The 17,820-nt window shown below is 60.2% G+C and carries 11 protein-coding genes and 1 rRNA gene; 3 read left to right on the forward strand and 9 right to left on the reverse strand.

Going from position 1 to position 17,820, the window contains the following annotated elements:
* Positions 1-229: 229 nt before the first annotated feature.
* The 9 genes from HYT87_03530 to HYT87_03570 all read right to left on the reverse strand — a co-directional run bounded on the left by HYT87_03530 (position 230) and on the right by HYT87_03570 (position 10,289).
* A complete protein-coding gene (locus tag HYT87_03530; protein ID MBI2058819.1) occupies positions 230-724 on the reverse strand; it encodes a hypothetical protein in 495 nt (164 codons plus the stop codon).
* Between the two features lie 66 nt (positions 725-790).
* Positions 791-1,156 carry a hypothetical protein gene (locus HYT87_03535; GenBank protein ID MBI2058820.1) on the reverse strand — a complete coding sequence of 122 codons (366 nt, stop codon included), beginning with the start codon at positions 1,154-1,156 and terminating at the stop codon, positions 791-793.
* A gap of 331 nt (positions 1,157-1,487) precedes the next feature.
* On the reverse strand, positions 1,488-3,014 hold the full coding sequence (locus HYT87_03540) for a hypothetical protein (GenBank protein MBI2058821.1): 1,527 nt from the start codon (positions 3,012-3,014) through the stop codon (positions 1,488-1,490).
* 529 nt (positions 3,015-3,543) lie between these two features.
* A complete protein-coding gene (locus HYT87_03545) occupies positions 3,544-3,969 on the reverse strand; it encodes a putative toxin-antitoxin system toxin component, PIN family (GenBank protein ID MBI2058822.1) in 426 nt (141 codons plus the stop codon).
* Positions 3,966-4,184 (reverse strand): ribbon-helix-helix protein, CopG family, encoded by a 219-nt coding sequence (locus tag HYT87_03550; GenBank protein ID MBI2058823.1) that lies wholly within the window; start codon positions 4,182-4,184, stop codon positions 3,966-3,968. Before HYT87_03550 ends, HYT87_03545 begins: the two co-directional genes overlap by 4 nt.
* A gap of 136 nt (positions 4,185-4,320) precedes the next feature.
* The gene (locus tag HYT87_03555) at positions 4,321-5,442 is read right to left on the reverse strand and encodes a hypothetical protein (protein MBI2058824.1); all 1,122 of its coding nucleotides are present in this window, start codon (positions 5,440-5,442) and stop codon (positions 4,321-4,323) included.
* Positions 5,443-5,495: 53 nt separating this feature from the next.
* Positions 5,496-6,458 carry a PEGA domain-containing protein gene (locus HYT87_03560; GenBank protein ID MBI2058825.1) on the reverse strand — a complete coding sequence of 321 codons (963 nt, stop codon included), beginning with the start codon at positions 6,456-6,458 and terminating at the stop codon, positions 5,496-5,498.
* The gene (locus HYT87_03565) at positions 6,442-6,912 is read right to left on the reverse strand and encodes a hypothetical protein (GenBank protein MBI2058826.1); all 471 of its coding nucleotides are present in this window, start codon (positions 6,910-6,912) and stop codon (positions 6,442-6,444) included. Before HYT87_03565 ends, HYT87_03560 begins: the two co-directional genes overlap by 17 nt.
* A 261-nt stretch (positions 6,913-7,173) precedes the next feature.
* Positions 7,174-10,289: ribosomal RNA gene (locus tag HYT87_03570) — 23S ribosomal RNA — on the reverse strand.
* Positions 10,290-10,639: 350 nt separating this feature from the next.
* Here HYT87_03570 and HYT87_03575 point away from each other — a divergent pair.
* Genes HYT87_03575 through HYT87_03585 form a run of 3 tightly spaced genes read left to right on the forward strand, consistent with a single transcriptional unit; the run spans position 10,640 to position 17,748 of the window.
* Positions 10,640-14,209 carry an Ig-like domain-containing protein gene (locus HYT87_03575; GenBank protein MBI2058827.1) on the forward strand — a complete coding sequence of 1,190 codons (3,570 nt, stop codon included), beginning with the start codon at positions 10,640-10,642 and terminating at the stop codon, positions 14,207-14,209.
* Positions 14,193-16,001 (forward strand): tetratricopeptide repeat protein, encoded by a 1,809-nt coding sequence (locus HYT87_03580; protein ID MBI2058828.1) that lies wholly within the window; start codon positions 14,193-14,195, stop codon positions 15,999-16,001. The genes HYT87_03575 and HYT87_03580 overlap by 17 nt, the downstream gene beginning before the upstream one ends.
* Positions 15,982-17,748 carry a HAMP domain-containing protein gene (locus HYT87_03585; GenBank protein MBI2058829.1) on the forward strand — a complete coding sequence of 589 codons (1,767 nt, stop codon included), beginning with the start codon at positions 15,982-15,984 and terminating at the stop codon, positions 17,746-17,748. The genes HYT87_03580 and HYT87_03585 overlap by 20 nt, the downstream gene beginning before the upstream one ends.
* The last annotated feature ends 72 nt before the right edge of the window (positions 17,749-17,820 follow it).

The following is a 17,820-nucleotide window of genomic DNA, read 5'->3' on the forward strand; positions in this document are numbered from 1 at the left end:
AACCGTCTGGCGCGGCAGAAAGGGCGTCGGATGGCCGACTTGGTTCGCGAGGCCGTGCGCCGAGTGTGGTTGGAGAAACCCCTCAACGGCCCGGTTGCCCTCTCAAACGGGCAGCTTCGCGGGACATCGGCCGAACACGATGCCGCTTTCGACGACCGGGGAGGCGGCCAAGCGAGTTTCCTTCGACTCACATTTCGCCCTCGCGGGCTTCCGGTGTATGGGGTGAGGTTCAGGCCGGGGACCAGGCGCCGTCTGGATCGCTTGTGCAGGCGGTCTGGGCGCTCTGAGCGGTGAACGCTCTCCTCCCGCTCCCGTAGTAATAGACCGTGATGTTCTTCTTTGCGTTCTTACACGTGCCGACCAAGCCTTCGGCCGGGCATGAAGTCACAACGGTTCCGCTGAGATTGGTGGTGCACTGGGTGTTCACGGAGTCGAGCTTGCTCTGGCTCAGCTTCTCGTAAAACTGACAATTGCTCGCGGTGGAGCTGTGGCATCCGGTGCTCAGGGATGCCGTCTCGGTCGCCGTCGTTGGAGTGGTTGCGGTCTGCCCCCCGGTTGACGATTGTCCGGTGCTGCTCGATTCGCCTGCCTGTTGAGAAGCCTCCGCGGGATTCGAAGCGGCGGGCTCCTCATCCTCCTTTCCACACGCGAGGAAGAAGGCGAGCACGGTCGGGATCGTCGCTTTGAGGAATCCGGGCCGCGCTAAACCTGCCAACACACTCACCCCACCCCTCGTCTCCGTGGCAGAACCCCGACATCTCCTATAGAGGTTCGGCCTCTATAGGAGCGGCTAGAGTGCGGTAAACGTGCCTTGGTTGGATGACATCTGCCCGCAGAAGGTTTGCGCCTGGGTCTTGTCGGCAGGTGAATAGATATAGGTCGTATTGGTGCCGCCCGCGTTGCCGAAGGTGCATTTCCCGACGGCGCCGCTCGTGGAACATGTCGAGTCGGACGCCGTGCCGCCACCTTGGGTGCACTGCGCCATGACTTGGTCCACCACGCTCTTGTCCGCCGTGGATTCCGCGCAATATTTGTACGAATTTTGAACCGTCATGGTACAGCTCTTGGTTACCAGCGATTCGCTCTTGGAGTCGCTTCCGCAGGCAACCGGCAATAGCGCGAGCGCCATGGCCGCCGCGATTCCAAACCCTTTCATCGTTTCCTCCTCCCGTCATGGCCTAATGGATCCCGGCCTGTTCGCAGGCAGCAGCACACTCGTTTCCCTGAGACTTCGTGGCACGAGCCAAGAACGCCAATTTCTTCTGCGAATCCTGGACCCTTGGTCGCCATGACAGCTTGTCCTATGTGAATCATCCGTGGCGCGAAGTCAAGCGGAAAATCCGGCCTTCGGGCCGCCGGCCGGGCGGGGGCCGCTCCTTTATCAGAAAGGACGCGGCAGTGGGAGGGGGCTTGAACCCTGCTTCGACTGCTGAGCCAGGACCATCATGGAGTGGGGCCAGGGGAGCGGCTTTCCAGATCCCTTGGACCTACCTCGCTAGGCTTTCAAGTGAGTCGCCGGCCGTGTCAGGGGGTGGCAGGATGACACCGTCACAGCCGATGCCGCCGGAGTCAAAGAGTCGCCAGATCTCATCGTCGTCTGTTGAACGCATGTCCGGTCCGAACCGGAGAAAGGAAATACCCGGGCATGGCAGGGGGGAATTGAACGACATGCCTGCCTTGGAATTGTCCGGGGTAGCGGGGTGCGGTGCGACCGGAATGGATCGGATGAGCGCGTAGCACTCGATCTTCCTATGCGAACAGGACGTCATTGCGAGAATCCCGCCTGGGCTGCTGTCAAACGATGCCACGCGGCGGCTGAGCTGCGGGTAGGACACCATCGTTTCGTCATAGGGGTTCCCCGGGTCCAAGGCAGTCCGACCGAAATCGAGGTAGGTGAACCCGTCATGGGCAATGAGTGCCTCGTGGTCTGAGATGAACTCAATCTGGTACCCGGGCCGAAATCGCTCGTCCAAGTAGAGCCTGTCGTCACTGGTATCGACGGGGTCCGAGCCATAGTCGAAGAGGTAAATCCCCATCCAACTGGGAAGCCACAGGATATTCTTGCTGTCGGCCAAAATATCAAGGAGGTGATCGTCAAGGATCCCTTGTCCCTCCGCGAAGGTCGCAAGCCAAGTGAGCGTGTGGCCTGAAAAGTCAGGTCGGAAAACGCTGACACCGTCGACGCCCGTTCCCTCGGTGGCAGTGACATCGAAAGTGGACGCCCACAGATAGCCTTTCGTATCGAGCGCAATCCCGGACACATCTTTGTCCGGTAATTTGCCTTCACCCAGTTCTTGGAAGGGCACACTCACACCGGCGGAATCTGAGAAGCGAATGCCGGTGCCGAGCCCACCACTTGCAGTCAGACTTGGGCCAACCTCCGTCAGGTCTAGAAGGCCACTGTACTCATAGGAAAATGGGAACAAATCTCTCATCTCCGGCGAAATCCGATCGAATGGGACGAGAAAGGAGAGAGTTCTAGGAGCAGCGGTCGGCCCCAACTTGGCAACTTCCGAGAGCCATGTATCGAAGGGGACAGGGGTCAGAACGTCGTCCGAGGGGGAGACGATATCTTTCCCCAAATCCAGCTCGAGAATACCTTGGCGCGCCGTCCCGACCCACAGCACTGTATCGGATTTCCAAAGGACACCGGCTGCATCGAGGATACGTGCAAAGTAGAGCCGCCGTGCGTGAATCCTGTTCTCCCGATCTGCCCACGCGAGATCCAAGTAGTGTAGACCGTAGGACGCGAGGTCCAGGTTGACAGAAAGGTATATGGAGAGGGAGGAAACGGCACCCATGGTGCAGATGGGATTTCCGAATGGGTCCAGGATTTCCGACTTGGGGAAGATTGTCGCAGGACCGGACTGGAGCGAGACGAACCCGCGGTCTCCTTTCACCTCGAAGCTCTCTGTCATGAATGTCTTCTTGTCAACCTGGAAAATCGGGTCATCGTCCACGCTCAGAGATATCCGCTTGAACGAATCCAAGTAGAGCAGAAGCGGCAATTCCAATCGGACGGTTCCAGAGATTGTAAGGGGGAGGAAACCAGTGCCGCACCCGGCAGGCCTTTCCCCCTCTTGGGCCGGGTTGGCCGCCACGCAGTACCTGAAGAACTGGCTGCGAATCCATTCGCCCGGGCTATCCTGGCAATCGGACTCGGCGGGTGGGCAAAGTGACTTTGAGAACGAAAAAGAGACGGGGAGTTCATTGTCGTCCAGCAACACTGCTGAAGAAGGACTGACGCTCACCGCTGCACCGGGATCTGGTTTTGGGCAGGAGTTATGGGAGCCGATCGGGCTATCCCCTGATCTGGAGCGGTTAGCGCAACTCGCACCAACGACGACTACCCCGAGGAGGCACGCAAGAACAATCCCCCGTGTCACCATTGCCAGTCATTCTATCACACAGGCAGATGGATTTACGCACACTTCGGGTGAGAAGAATAGAACCAATCCTTGTAGGGTGGAGCAGGGGGCGAAAGGAGGAGGGCGAGGGGAATGTCGGGGAGGAGTGATTGTCCGCCAACAAGCGCGGCCGAATCTACCTGACAGCCTCAAGCTCCCGAAGGAGGTCGGCGGGTGGGAGGATGCGGATTGGGCCGGCGCCGCAGAGCACAAGCAAATCTTGATCGCCGGTTACAAGAACTTCTGTCTTTGCGTTCAGTGCGGCTGCCAGGATCGCGTCGTCGGTTGGATCCCTGCAAACGCTGCGAATATCATCGGGCGTTTCCACCGATTCGAAAACCTGTCGGACAACGCGCATGGCTTCCGTCGCGTCAGCCGCCGTGAATTCGAAGGTCGTGCGGAGATGCCGCTCGGTTTCCTCGATGACCTGCGAGCTGACTATTCCGGCGATTTCACGTGCCCGCGCAAGGCGAAGGAGCCGCCGGCAGGTGCCTTCGGTGATGAAGGCCGAAAGGACAACGTTGGTGTCGAAAAAGACCCTCAGACGCGCAGGGCTCTTCACGAGACGATCTTGAAGACGTCCTCCTCGGACACGATTCCCCGTTTGGCGGCGTGGTCGCGCATGCGAACAAGGAGTCTCTCAAACTTCTCGTCCGAGAGATGTTTCTCAACCGCCTGGCGCACGACCAGGCTCCTGGGTACCCTGAGCCGCTTTGCAAGATGAGCAAGCTCCCTCGCAAGGGGCTTCGGCAGGCTGAGGCTGATCACAGTCCTCATGTATTACAGTGTAGTGCGTCGACACCCCCCTGTCAAGGGCACCCATTTTCAATTCCGGGATGGGAGTGAATGGCAGCAGCCAGCCCCGCGAAGGCCTTCGGCTTCCTTCTTTCACGGCCCAGCCGAAGGATGCGGATCAGAAGCGGGATGGGTCAGGTGGGACGGGGGGCTGGAGGAGGAGGGCGAGGGGGACGTCCGGGAGGGAGGTGACGAAGGCAATGCGGCCGAGCCAATGATCGATCCAGCCGATTTCGGCGGGATCGCGGGAAAGGAACAACGTGAAGTGAGGATCCGGGGCCTCGAAGATTTCGAATGGGGCGCTCTCCGCTCCCAGTGTCAGTTTCGCCTCGGTGCTGAGGAGGTCGGGGGTAAGGATTTGGAAGCCGTGGGCCACAGGATTGGCAAGCACGAGCCGTGGCCCTTTCTTGGTAAGCCCGACGCTCACTGCTTGCGGCGCACCACTCACGGCGAAATCCACGCGGGATGTGAGGTTGGAGGAGATCCGCGTGACGGCACCCGACCCCGGCCGTGAGACGTAGACACTGCCGGATTCGCCGACCATCATTCCCGTGGGCTTCGAGCCCGCCGCAAAATCAAGGGATACGATTTCACGGAGGGGGTCCACTCCCAAAACCAAGACCCGGTCTTTCTCCGGAATGGAAACGAAAAGCCGCTCGTTGGTTTCATCCAACACCAAACGCCCCGGCCGGCCGGGGAGGTCGTACGCACCGATGTGGGAGAAGTCCTCGTACGACAGGAGCACCATTTGCGGAGGGCTGAACCGCGCCACGAATACGATGGAACGTGCCGCCCCGTACTTGGCCTCAACCGGATTGGATAAGCCAAGGTTTACTTCGGATTCAATGTCTCCCGTCGCAGCTCTAATCGTGTGCATTCTCCCTGATGCGGAAAGGCCGTGGAAGTACCCTCCATCGGGCGAAAACCATCCGGTCCGGAGAGGTTCCGGGAGTGAAACGTCTGCAATGAAACGAGGGGTTGAGCTGTCCGGGGAATGAACCCTGACCAGTGACAGTACCGAAGAATCCTCCTCTCGGTTCCAAATAGTCAGTTGGCCGAGCCCAACGGCGGGTCGAGTCTCGTAGAGGAGGAAGAAAGGTCGCCACACGGAATCGTTCGCCTGGCCGGAGCAGGAGAGAACGGGCAGACAGATTGACAGGATGAACAGAACCAGCTTGAGGGCATCCGAAAAATCGTGCGGGTATCGGAGCACCCGCAGGCTGAAGCCTGCGCCTACCATGGTCCAGACTGGGTTCCCCCGCCCGAAAGCGGGGGAGCGACGAATACCGCGACTCAGAAGCGCCATTCGGGACCCACCACGAATTGGAAGCCGCCGAGATCGAGGTTGTCACCCAGCGCGTTGACGTTTTTCGCGAGCGCGTAGGTGTAGCGTGCGTCGACGGTCACATGAACCATAGGGGTGACGGCATAGGCATAGCCCAAGCCACCGCCGAAGCCGAAGACGTCGCGATCTACGTCCGGTTCGGCCACCTCTTGGGACTCGGGGAGGAGGTTTTGGAAACTCACGGTCTTGAGCAGCCCGAACAAACCGGCGCCGACGTAAGGATAGAGATCGTGGTCACCGCGGAGGAGGTAGAACCGATGAGACGCGAACAGGACCGTCCGGAAAATCTCCAGGCGGCCCAGCGAGTCATTGTTGTTTCGGAATTCCTGGTCGCCCTCTGAAGTACCAAGATCGAAACCCAGCGCCAGTCGCGGCGCATACAGGACGTGATAGCTGAGTTGCAACAGGAATGCGTTGAGTTGGCCGGGCTTGAAATAGGCTTCGTTTCGATGGAAGTAGGCGCTTTTCGGCGGAACGTGCTCGCCGTATTGGAGGCCGACCACGTGCCTGCGCACCGAGGTTCGGCGCTCATTGGAAGGAGATGGATACTCTTCTGTGGAGTCCGTCGGAATGAGATCGGCGGAGTATTCCTCCTCAAACGTCGGCGCGAACACCACGCCGACGCCGCCGAGCAGCGAATAACTGAATGTTCTCCACGGGTGGGCGCTTAGGCTCTCGGCCCGGATCTCTCGCTCCATGGGCTTGTAGCCTTCTTTTTCCACGCGGAGTGTCGCTTCATTGTGTTCGATCGCCGGGAAGTCCCACGCCACCGGTGTCTTTCCGATGGGGATATCGTTCAGGTAGACCTGCGCCTCGGGCGGGTCCGATTTGAAAAGAACCGGGTAGGTCGTTGCGCAGCCCGCGAGGCCGAGGGCTGCGACCCCGATGGCGAGCCTATGGAGCCTGCGCATTGTAGATTCGGACGGCGTCGAAGAGGTCTTGCTGGGCGGAGCGGCCCAAGTTCATGGCCGGATACAAGAGTCCGTATCCCGTGACCGTCACCGCCACGGGGAGGAACATGCCGACTTTCTCATGCGCGGAGAAGAGGACGAATCCGCCCAAGATTCCGCCGAGCGCAAACCCGCTCAGGATCGAGGCTGTCCGGGAATTCTTGCGGGACGATTCCACTTTCATCCTGCATTGGGAGCAATCTTCGAGCATCCGCCGGATGGTACCGCTTTCACTGAAGGATTCCCCGAGGGGAACGGCTTCGTTCCCCTTCACAACGATGAATCCCAGTGGCGATAGTAGCGGCGCCCACTCCACACGGATTTTTTCGCGCGGGGGGGCCGCCTCCTCTGCTCCGGCATGAAGGGGTTGAATACCGATGATCAGGGAGAGCGCGGCGAGGCCAAACCTTTTCATGGCCTGCACATCATACCAATCCCTTGAGAGCGTTTGAAAGGCGGATTGCCGGTTCGCTTTACCAGGGAGGCAGGAGGTTCTCGACTATTTCGAGTACGGTTTGCCTCGGCGACCAACCGAAAACGAGACGGCAGAAGCCAAAGACCAATATGATCAACGCCCCCACGACGCCAATGGCCAAGAGGATCTTTGTAGAGAAGGCTGTAACCAAATCGAGTGCGCTGTCCAGACCTCATGCGGAGGTTGGTTGCGAGATGAGGCGTAAGTCTCACGGGCGATTAGTACCGGTTCGCTCCACGCCTTGCAGCGCTTCCACGTCCGGCCTATCAACGTTGTAGTCTCCAACGGCCCTTTAGTCCGTCTTTCGACGGAGGGAGACCTAATCTCAGGGTGCGCTTCCCTCTTAGATGCCTTCAGAGGTTATCGCTACCGTACCACGGCCACCCAGCGATGCCACGGGCGTGACAACTGGTACACCGGAGGTACGTTCCTCCAGGTCCTCTCGTACTGTGGAGGACTCCCTTCAAGTCTCCTGCGCCCACGGAAGATAGGGACCGAACTGTCTCACGACGTTCTAAACCCAGCTCACGTACCGCTTTAATGGGCGAACAGCCCAACCCTTGGGACCTCCTACAGCCCCAGGATGCGATGAGCCGACATCGAGGTGCCAAACGGTGCCGTCGATGTGAGCTCTTGGGCACCATCAGCCTGTTATCCCCGGCGTACCTTTTGTCCGCTGAGCGATGGCCCTTCCATACGGGACCACCGGATCACTTTGCCCTGCTTTCGCACCTGCTCGACCTGTCGGTCTCGCAGTCAAGCTCCCTTATGCCAATGCACTCCACGGCGGGTTTCCAATCCGCCTGAGGGAACCTTCGGGCGCCTCCGTTACATTTTGGGAGGCGACCGCCCCAGTCAAACTACCCACCAGCCCGTGTCTCCATGGTTACAAGCCACGGGTTAGAACCGCAGACCTGCCAGGGTGGTATTTCAAGATTGGCTCCCCCCGATCCAAAAACCGGGGTTCAAAGCCTCCCACCTATCCTACGCAGACAACTCCACAGTTCAAGGGCAAGTTGTAGTAAAGGTGCACGGGGTCTTTCCGTCTTTCCGCGGGTACGCGGCATCTTCACCGAGACGTCAATTTCGCCGAGCTACTCACCGAGACAGCGGGGAAGTCGTTACGCCATTCATGCAGGTCGGAACTTACCCGACAAGGTATTTCGCTACCTTAGGACCGTTATAGTTACGGCCGCCGTTTACCGGGGCTTCGGATCAACGCTTCGCCCCTTGCGGAGCTAACATCTCCCCTTAACCTTCCGGCACCGGGCAGGCGTCAGACCCTATATTTCCTCTTACGAGTTAGCAGAGTCCTGTGTTTTTAGTAAACAGTCGCCTCCCCCAATTCTCTGCGACCGGCTTCCGCTTTGGGGGCAAGCCCCTCTGCGTCCACCGGCACACCTTCTCCCGAAGTTACGGTGCTATTTTGCCGAGTTCCTTGGTGAGCTTTCACTCGCGCGCCTTGGGATATTCACCCAGCCTACCTGTGTCGGTTTGCGGTACGGTCACTCTGAAAAACTCGCTTAGGGGATTTTCTCGTGAGCATAGGATCGATCACTTCGCCGGACGAATCCAGCTCGTACTCGCCTCTCGGAGTTCCCCGTCTTTCGACGGGAGACGCGGCGGATTTGCCTACCGCACCCTCCTACGGGCTTAAACCGGGACAACCATCACCCGGATGATCTACCTTTCTCCACCCCCCCATCGCTGATAACGCTTTCCAAAGAGGGGCCGGAATGTTAACCGGCTTTCCATCAGCTACGCCTTTCGGCCTCGCCTAAGGGACCGCCTAACCCTGGGAAGACGAACTTTACCCAGGAAACCTTGGGCTTTCGGCGACCGGGATTTCCACCCGGTTTGTCGCTACTCATGTCAGCATACTCCCTTCCCAGCGCTCCAGCGCGGTTTACACCGCACCTTCGACGCCCTGGGAATGCTCCCCTACCGCTCCGCACCCTCCGAAGAGGACGCGAAGCCCGCGGCTTCGGTCACAGCCTTAAGCCCCGTTATGTTTTCGGCGCAGAACCACTTGACCAGTGAGCTGTTACGCTTTCTTTAAAGGATGGCTGCCTCTAAGCCAACCTCCTGGCTGTCTGTGCGATTCCACATCCTTTACCACTTAGGCTGTAGTTGGGGACCTTAGCCGGCGGTCTGGGTTGTTTCCCTCTCGACCACAGAGCTTAGCCCCTGCAGACTCACTCCCGTCCTTTCGTCCCAAGCATTCGGAGTTTAGTTGGGTTTGGTACCAGTTTCCCAGCCCTAGCCCATCTAGTGCTCTACCACCTAGGCGAATCGAACGAGGCTGTCCCTAAAGACATTTCGGGGAGAACCAGCTATCACGTGCCTTGATTAGCCTTTCACTCCTAACCACAGCTCATCCCAGATCTTTTCAACGATCGGAGGTTCGGGCCTTCTCCGCCGGTTAAGGCGGATTCACCCTGGCCATGGTTAGATCGACACGCTTCGGGTCTACTCCCGGCGACTGATCGCCCTATTCAGACTCGCTTTCGCTGCGGCTCCTCCACCGCGTGCGGTGGATTAACCTTGCCGCCGAGACGTAACTCGCTGACCCATTAAGCAAAAGGTACGAAGTGACCCGAACTCCCGAGTTGCCCCGGAAGTCAGGCTCCCTCTGCTTGTAGGCATACGATTTCATGTTCTATTTCACTCCCCTTTGGGGGTTCTTTTCGCCATTCCCTCGCGGTACTAATCCGCTATCGGTCAGGTCGTAGTATTTAGCCTTGGAGGATGGTCCCCCCAGATTCCCACAAGGTTTCTCGTGTCTCGTGGTACTTGGGTGCCCGACCCAGGAAGTCCTTCTCTTTTCGTCTACGCGGCTATCACGCTCTTCGGCCCCACTTTCCAGAGGGTTCAACTAGGAGAAGGATTGATAACTTCCCGTTCCGTTTGCGCCCGGAACCGGTCGGGACCCACAACCCCGCTGGAACAACGCGCGCAAGCTTGCACTCCAGCGGTTTGGGCTGTTCCGCGTTCGCTCGCCACTACTAGCGGAATCTCGGTTGATTTCTCTTCCTCCGGGTACTGAGATGTTTCACTTCCCCGGGTTTGCTTCCCCGCCCTTTGGATCCGTGATCCCGTGAATCGTGACCCCGTGAACCCGAATTCGATTCACGATTTCCGATACCCGTTCCACGCGCCCAAAGGGCGGGGCAGCTTCGATTTGATCGAAGCAAGTTTCCTTATTCGGACATCCCCGGATCAAAGCCTGTTTAGCGGCTCCCCGGGGCTTATCGCAGCTTAACGTCCTTCTTCGCCTCGACCTGCCAAGGAATCCATCGTATGCCCTTAGCAACTTATACCTCATCGCCGCAAACCCAACCTCCGCACAAGTCCTGGACTGTCAGTCACGGACGCCCGCCCATGCGCCGCGCTTACACGCGCGACGCGGGGAAAACGCCATGAGACACAAAAAATTCCGACAAAGCAACACCCATGTGCCGCTCCGGCCGGAATTCCTTTTCCCAGCTTGCACATCGACTCGGTTTACAACATCTCGAAATCATGACGATTTCGAGACGCGATGCCTTCTCTATGTCATTTTCAAAGAACAATCCCCGGAAGATTCCGGGGACGACTCGCTATGTGTATCACGGACCGTGTTTCTTGTCAACGATCCCCTCTGTATTGTAAGATGGAAGCTGTCCACATGATGAGGGGGTGGGTGTTATTTCTGTTGAGGGGACTGGCAGTCATGGTGACGTGTCTCGTCCCTCGTCTTTCCCACGCCCTTCTGAACACCACCTGGTCCAAGACCGACCTCACGGCGCAGACGTATCCGCGCGGAAAGACCCACGCCGTCGTCCTTCAGATCAAGGCGGACAATCCGGATGCCCTAGCCCAGACGGTCACCTCCATCACGGTCACGCGCGTGAACGGAGCGGACACAGACATCGCCACGGTTCATCTTTTTCTCGACAACGGCGACGGATCGTTCAGCTCTTCAAGCGACAGCGAGCTCGGGACGGCCGGCGCCTTCTCGGGAAGCACCAAAACTTTCGGTGGACTTTCCGTCTCCATCCCGGCGGTCACCGGCTCAAAGACTTTTTTCGTGACGTACGATCTCTCGACCTCCGCGACGAATGGGGCGACGCTGAGCGCCAAGATCAACGCCACGGGAGATATCGCGCAGAACCCCGACGGCGTTGCCGGCACGTTTCCGCTCTCCTCCCTGGGGACGGCGGCCACCGGTGGACACTCCGTCAATACGACGCTTTCCTTCACGCAGACGGCCCAGCCGTCCGGCGGCAAGGCGAGGTCGAGCATCACAGCGCCGTACACCGTAACGTACTCGGATGGGACGGCGGTGAGCGCCTTCAGCACGGATCCGACGATCAAGCTCCGCACGGGGAGCACCGACGCAACGGCGACGCTCGTGTGGGAGGCCGTCAGCGCGCCCGCCGGCCAGTGGAGAGTCCGATGGACGGTGCCGGACATCCAGGCGAGCGCGACGGACTACAACTTTCAAGTGCAGGCTTCGACGGCGGCTTCCAATGGCAACTCCGGTCCGGCGGCTGCGGTCACCTCGTCCAACTTCATCATCGACACGGGGATCTCATTCAGCGTGACGGCCCAGCCGGGGAATGGGATGGCGGGATCGACCATATCCGCGGATGTGACCGCCACGCACAGCCAGGGCGGCGCCGCGGCTACGAACTTTTCGACCGCACCCACGGTCAAAGTCTTCAAGGGGACGGTTGAGACGGCGGCCGCTACGTGGGCCGCGGCAAATGCGGCGGCCGGGCAATATCGTCTCCAATGGACGGTGCCGAATCTCCAAGCCTCGGGAACGGACTACAAATTCATCCTTTCAGCCGGCAGCGGCACCGATTCGGGGAACAACGGCCCGGCCGCGGCGGTTTCGAGTAGTACGTTCACCGTGGATACACAACTCACATTCCAGGTGGCCGCTCAACCTGTCACGGCAGCCGCCGGCGATTCCGCCGCGGCGGATTTCACGGTCACCGTTTCCCTCGACAATTCGAAGGTGGCCCAGTTCGACACGGCGCCGACGGTCAAGGTGCTCAGCGGAGCATCCGAGGTGGCCACCGCCACCTGGTCTACGCTGGATTCCACCGCGGGGAGTTACCGAGCCACGTGGTCCATCCCCGCGGGACAGGCAAGTGGTTCCGACTACTCCTTTCAGATGGCGGCCAATTCCGGAGCGCGGTCTGGAAACCAGGGTCCGGCGGCAACGGTAAGCACAAACAAGTTCTCCATCACGAACGCGTCGCTCGTTTGGAAATCTCTACCGATCACACCGCAGAAGATTCCCGGAGGTCGGAAGGCGATGCCGTTGCTCACGCTGCTGGCGCACAACGATGACGTGAACGGGCACGAGGTCAGGCAAATCGTCCTCACATCGAAGAGCTCGTCCGACACCGCCGTGTCGAGCATCCACCTATACCTCGATGACGGGGACCAAACGTTCAAGGCGTCATCCGACCGCGAGCTGGGAACGCCCGGGTCGTTCGAATCCGGGAAGAAGACGTTCGACTTTTCTACGATCGTGGCTCCAGCGGCCGATGTGGTATTTTTCTTCACGGCGGACTTGGCCGCGGGCGCAAAGACGGGAACGCAGCTCGGCGCCATCCTCGATCAAAAGGGGCACGTGGGACTTGAAGCAGGCGTTGCGGCAAAAGGCACCTTTCCCATCGGATCGCTGGAGACGGCGCACACGGTTGACACGACGTTGACCGTGGCCATACTCCAGCCGCCATCGGCCACCGTGAAAGGCTCAACGGCGCAAATGCAATTTTCGGTGGCGCTGTCGGATGGCACGAAGCTCGCCGCGCTCAGCCAGAACCCGACTGTGGAAGTGGTGCAGGGATCGTCTCGCGTGGCCGGAGCCGTGGTGGAGCTGTTGGACAAGGACAAATCCATTTTCGTGGCGCGATGGGACACGGCCGCCGGTGATCCGCCGGCGGGAGAGGGCTACACGCTGGTGGTCCGTTCGAACACGGCGAAGGACGGCGAAAACGTCGGCCCCGCGGAGGACCTTCGGAGCCCGTCGTTCAGTCTCCGCGCGGACACGGCCTCGCAGATGGGATTCTTCAACGGGAATGGTCTGCTTGGTGGATGCGTGGCCTCAAGAATGCCGTTGGAGGTCCGCGTGACCGATGTGCAGGGGAACAGCGTCGAAGGTGTGAGCATCACGTTCACGCTTCCGGCGGGTTCGGATCCCAGTGCACGGCTGGAGTCCGGTATCGTCAACACCGCGGGGGACGGTGTGGCGCGGGCCAATCTCGTCATCGCAGAAAAGGTTGGCCGAAACACCATCCAGGCCACGCGCGAAAGACTGGCCGGCAGCCCGCTTAATTTTTCTGTCGACGGCACGGCCTGCACAGCGGACGCGGCGACGTCCACCATCGAGGTCGAGCCGGATTCGATCGGGGCGGACGGCGTAACTCCGGTCCAAGTGGTCGCCACGATTCGGGATGCCTTCGGCAACCCTGTCGGAGGCAAGACGGTGGGCTTCCGGTCGGATTCCGAGAATGACGTGTTCGTTACGTTGGATGAGCAGCCGCTGTTGACCGATCCCCCCGATGCGGTCACCACCAACCCGGATGGGGAGGCGAGGATCGGTCTCACGTCCTTTGAAGTTCACCGCTCGACCATCACTTCCTTTGTGGTTGAGGACGATGTATCGCCCACGGCGGCCGCCGCCGTCGATTTCATCGCTCTCCCGGAAAATCGGTTGTTTCAGAACTATCCCAACCCATTCGATCCGAGAGCGGAGGCGACGGTGATTCCGTTCAACTTGATGGAAGAGTCGCAGGCTTCGCTTATCATTTACGATTCAACGGGTCGGCCCGTGCGCACCGTTTTTGAAGGTTCAAGCCGGCCGCTGGGTCCACAGACGGAGAAGTGGGACGGAAAAGACAGCCGAGGCCGGGCGCTCGGGAATGGGCGCTACACCGCGCTGCTGAAAACCCGCGGTTACGCGGCCTCCATCGACATCGTCCTTCTCGCCGGGGGCAAGAGCTGTTTCATCGCGACCGCCGTATTCGGATCGAGCACGGCCCCCGAGGTGGTGAGCCTGCGAAGATTCCGTGATGATATTCTGCTGACTTCCGCCATCGGTCGTCGTTTTGTTGAATTTTACTACCGAACTTCGCCGCAGATTGCGCGGTGGCTCCAGGACAAACCGGCCCTACGCTCATGCCTGCGATTCCTCCTCTCCCTTCTCTCACGTCTCCTACATGCAGCGACCGCATAGACTCGCAGGGTGGACCGTTCCGATCCTCCTCGCTCTCCTCCCGCGGGTCGCCGGGGCCTTCACCACGGGCGCGCGCTTCCTCACCTTGATGGATCATCCTCGAGCCGTGGCCATGGGCCGGGCCGGTGCCGGGCTGGCCGATGACTCCAGGTTGGTCGGGCGGAACCCCGCTGCGCTCTCCGCTTCGACTCGATGGGAAGGAGGAACTTGTTTCGCTGTTCCAGCGGCCGACGCGCTGGGAGCCTGCGGTGAGGCCGCGTGGGGTCATCCCTGGTTGGGATCGTTCGGTGCGTATCTGTACGCGGAGAACGCGGGAGAATTTCCCGTGAAGGAGGACCAAGCCGCCTTGCCGAAGAGCGGCGGGGAGAATCGGGAAGTCGTTGCCGGCCGATTCGCGCGGGACATTATCCCGACGGTCAGTGTCGGAGGCACCGGAAAACTGTTCAGGCAGGAAATCTTGTCTGTTTCTTCGTTGGGTGCGGCAGTCGATCTGGGCGGCGTCTATCGTACGCCCGTGGAAAATCTCCAGGTGGGCCTGGCCGCTCTCAACGCGGGGCCGGCCTTTCGTTCAGGTTCAGCCCGCGAGCTTCCTCCGAGTGAATTCCGGATCGGCCTGGGGTACGGCCTACGCCGTCGCGATTTTCCTTTTCTCGCCGGTGATGCCGCACTCGCGGTGGATGGGGCGCTTCCGCTGGAGGGAGGATTCCGCCTCCATGCAGGTGCCGAGTACGTCCTTCTCGAACTTCCGCGCTGGATCGGGTGGGGCCCCGAACTCTCGGAGACGGCTCGCAATAACTCGGAAGCGTCGTTTCTGGACGAATGGAGACGGATTTCTTTCGCCGCGCGGATCGGGAGCGAAATCGCAGCCGACCGGACGGTCCTCAGTTTCGGGGGGGGGGCGGGGGCCGACGGACTGTCGCTCGACTACAGTCTCAGCATCGAGCCGATCGGAAGCGCGTCCCACCGCATGTCGCTCCGCTACGAGTGGGGGGCGCCGACCCGAAAATCCGCCGCCGACGTTCTCTACACCCTCAAGAAAGAGCGGATGCGGGAACAGAAACAGGAGATCATCCGCAAGGCCATCGACAGGACCTCCCGCAAATTCGTCCGGCAAGCCCTCGACCAGGCGGAATATCAGCTCGGTGTGGCGCGCGATCTCCAGGCGGAAACGCTCGGCTTGGATTCGTACCAGTCGGCGTCCTCGCTCGTCGAGCAGGCCAAGAGTCGGGTCAAGGAGAAGCAATACGATGACGCGTGGATTCTTGCCTCTCAGGCGCTGCTTGAGGCCCTGGATCTCAACGAAGATCTTCGGCGGGCGGCAGCGCTCAGCGAGGCGCGATCACAAATACTCGCGGAACAGAAAACCGAGGCGGAGAAGGCCGATCGGGAGGCGAAAGCAAAGGGGAGGAGAGGGCGAAGGAAGCCGCAGGCGCCTCCCAAGCTTGTTGAACCGCCCGCCACGGAGACAACCGTCCAATTGGACGAGGCGCAGGAGAAACGTCACACCGAGGCCGAGCGGTTTTACTCGAAGAAGGACTTCGAGGGCGCCGTCAAGATCTGGGAGGAAATGGCCCGCCAGATTCGTGGGTTCAAGCCGATCCTCGCGGGTCTCAGTAAGTCCTGCCGATTTCTTGGGCTGGCGGCCTATCGATCCGGAAATTACAGTGAGGCCGCGGAATGGTGGCAAAGAGGGTTGAAGCACGATCCTCTCAATCCGGAGATGAAGACGTTTCTGGCCAATGTGGAGACCAAAATTGAAACCATCCGATCCATTGAAGCCAAGACCCGGTAGCGCCGCGGAGGGGAAAGCCCCCCACGGCGATCCCGCGCCGGGGTCGCCCGCCCGCGCCGCCGTGAATGCCGCGCCTCCCACCGTGCGCTTCGGGCTTCGCGCAAAATTCTCCCTTTTCATGGCTGGCTTCACGGCGGTCCTCGTCGGGTTGATGGCGGCCTTGGTCATGCGACATGAGTCGCGTCTGCTCGAGCGCGAACTGCGATCAAGGGCGCAACTCGTGGGGCATTACCTGGCGGAGAACAGCCGGGATGCGCTCCTCATTCCCGACGACCTGAACTTGAAGCTGGCGCTCGATTCGTTCGTGGCCTCTCTCTCCAAAGAGGAAGACGTTCTGTTCGCCAACGTCCTTAACCACCAAAACGAGATCGTGGTTCCCATGTCGGAAGAGGGCGCGGCGAAGCGGTATGTCGAACCGCCGGGGGTTCAAGCCCGAGCATCAGCGGGAGTCGCCGAGGTGGAGGTGGCGCGGTGGGGCCGCATCTACCTCGTTGCCGCACCAGTGGCGGAGGGGGGAAAAACCATCGGCAGCGTGCGCGTCGGATTCAGCCGGGAAAAAATTCGCAAGGCTATTCGGGAATCGCTGGCCGTCCTCGGCGCCATCCTGGCCGTCCTTCTCGTGTTCGGCTTGGTCGCGGCGACTTCCCTGGGCCGTTTGCTTTCGACGCCGATCATCCGCATCTCTCAGACCTTGGAAAAAGTAGGGCGGGGCGACCTCAACGTCCGCGTATCGCAGAAAGGGCGGGATGAACTCGGTCAACTGGCCCTCACGGTCAACACCATGATCCAAGGCCTTCAGGAGAAAGAACTGATGCGCGATGCCTTCGGGAGCTACGTCGCTCACGAAGTGGCCGATGAGATACTCAAGAAGAAGAACAAGCTCCTCGGGGAGAATGTCGAAATCACGGTGCTGTTCTCCGACATCCGAAACTTCACCCCGCTGAGCGAATCCATGGACGCGCCCAGGCTGGTTGGCCTCCTCAACCGTTATTTCACTCGCATGGTAGAGGTTATCCACGCACACGGCGGGATCGTGGACAAGTTCATCGGCGACGCCATCATGGCCATCTACGGGGCGCCCCTTCCGAAGCCCGATCACGCCGAGCGCGCGGTGCAGACGGCGGTGGACATGATCGCCGCACTCAAGGAATTGAACGCTCATCTCAACGGCGATGGTCTGCCCACGCTCCGGATCGGTGTGGGCATCGCCACGGGGCCGGTGGTTGCCGGAAGCATCGGATCGCAGGATCGGATGCAGTACACCGTCATCGGCGACGACGTGATCCTCGCCTGGCGACTTCAGGATCTCACCAAGGCGCTGAAGGCTCAGATCCTCATTTCATCAAGGACGAAGGCTTTGATTTCCGCAGGCTTTGCCACGCGTCTCCACCCGGCCCAGTCGGTGAAAGGGAAAAAAGCCGCCACTGATGTATATGAAATTCTTCCGGAGGGGGAGGGCGCGGCCGTGACTCCGACCCCTGAAGTTGAGCCCGTGATCAGTCCGGACGATTCGCCGTCTCGCACCGTTTCGGAATCGGGCGCCCGTTCCGAGTACGAAAAGGCCAAATCCCGGCTGGCGGAGTGGCAGAAACGATTGCCCAACCCCATGGCCGATCCCACTTTTGCCAAGTCTGTCGCCCTGCTGCGGGAGGCCAAGGATCTCTATTTGAGGAAGGACTACGGAGCCTGCGTGGAAGCTTCGCGGCAGGTCACGCAGAACTTTCGAGCTGATTCAGGAGCGAATTGAAGCGCGTTAAGGCGGCCGGGAGTTCGCGGTAGATGCGATCCGCGAATCGATCAACCGCTTGGCGAAGTGCCG

This window comes from Nitrospirota bacterium, from assembly GCA_016180645.1.
Taxonomy (GTDB): domain Bacteria; phylum JACPQY01; class JACPQY01; order JACPQY01; family JACPQY01; genus JACPAV01.

Excerpts from the sequence above, each read along its gene's own strand:
- HYT87_03550 (MBI2058823.1), bottom strand. The coding sequence starts at position 4,184 with ATGAGGACTGTGATCAGCCTCAGCCTGCCGAAGCCCCTTGCGAGGGAG.
- HYT87_03575 (MBI2058827.1), top strand. The coding sequence starts at position 10,640 with ATGATGAGGGGGTGGGTGTTATTTCTGTTGAGGGGACTGGCAGTCATG.
- HYT87_03555 (MBI2058824.1), bottom strand. The coding sequence starts at position 5,442 with ATGGTAGGCGCAGGCTTCAGCCTGCGGGTGCTCCGATACCCGCACGAT.
- HYT87_03580 (MBI2058828.1), top strand. The coding sequence starts at position 14,193 with ATGCAGCGACCGCATAGACTCGCAGGGTGGACCGTTCCGATCCTCCTC.
- HYT87_03565 (MBI2058826.1), bottom strand. The coding sequence starts at position 6,912 with ATGAAAAGGTTTGGCCTCGCCGCGCTCTCCCTGATCATCGGTATTCAA.
- HYT87_03535 (MBI2058820.1), bottom strand. The coding sequence starts at position 1,156 with ATGAAAGGGTTTGGAATCGCGGCGGCCATGGCGCTCGCGCTATTGCCG.
- HYT87_03560 (MBI2058825.1), bottom strand. The coding sequence starts at position 6,458 with ATGCGCAGGCTCCATAGGCTCGCCATCGGGGTCGCAGCCCTCGGCCTC.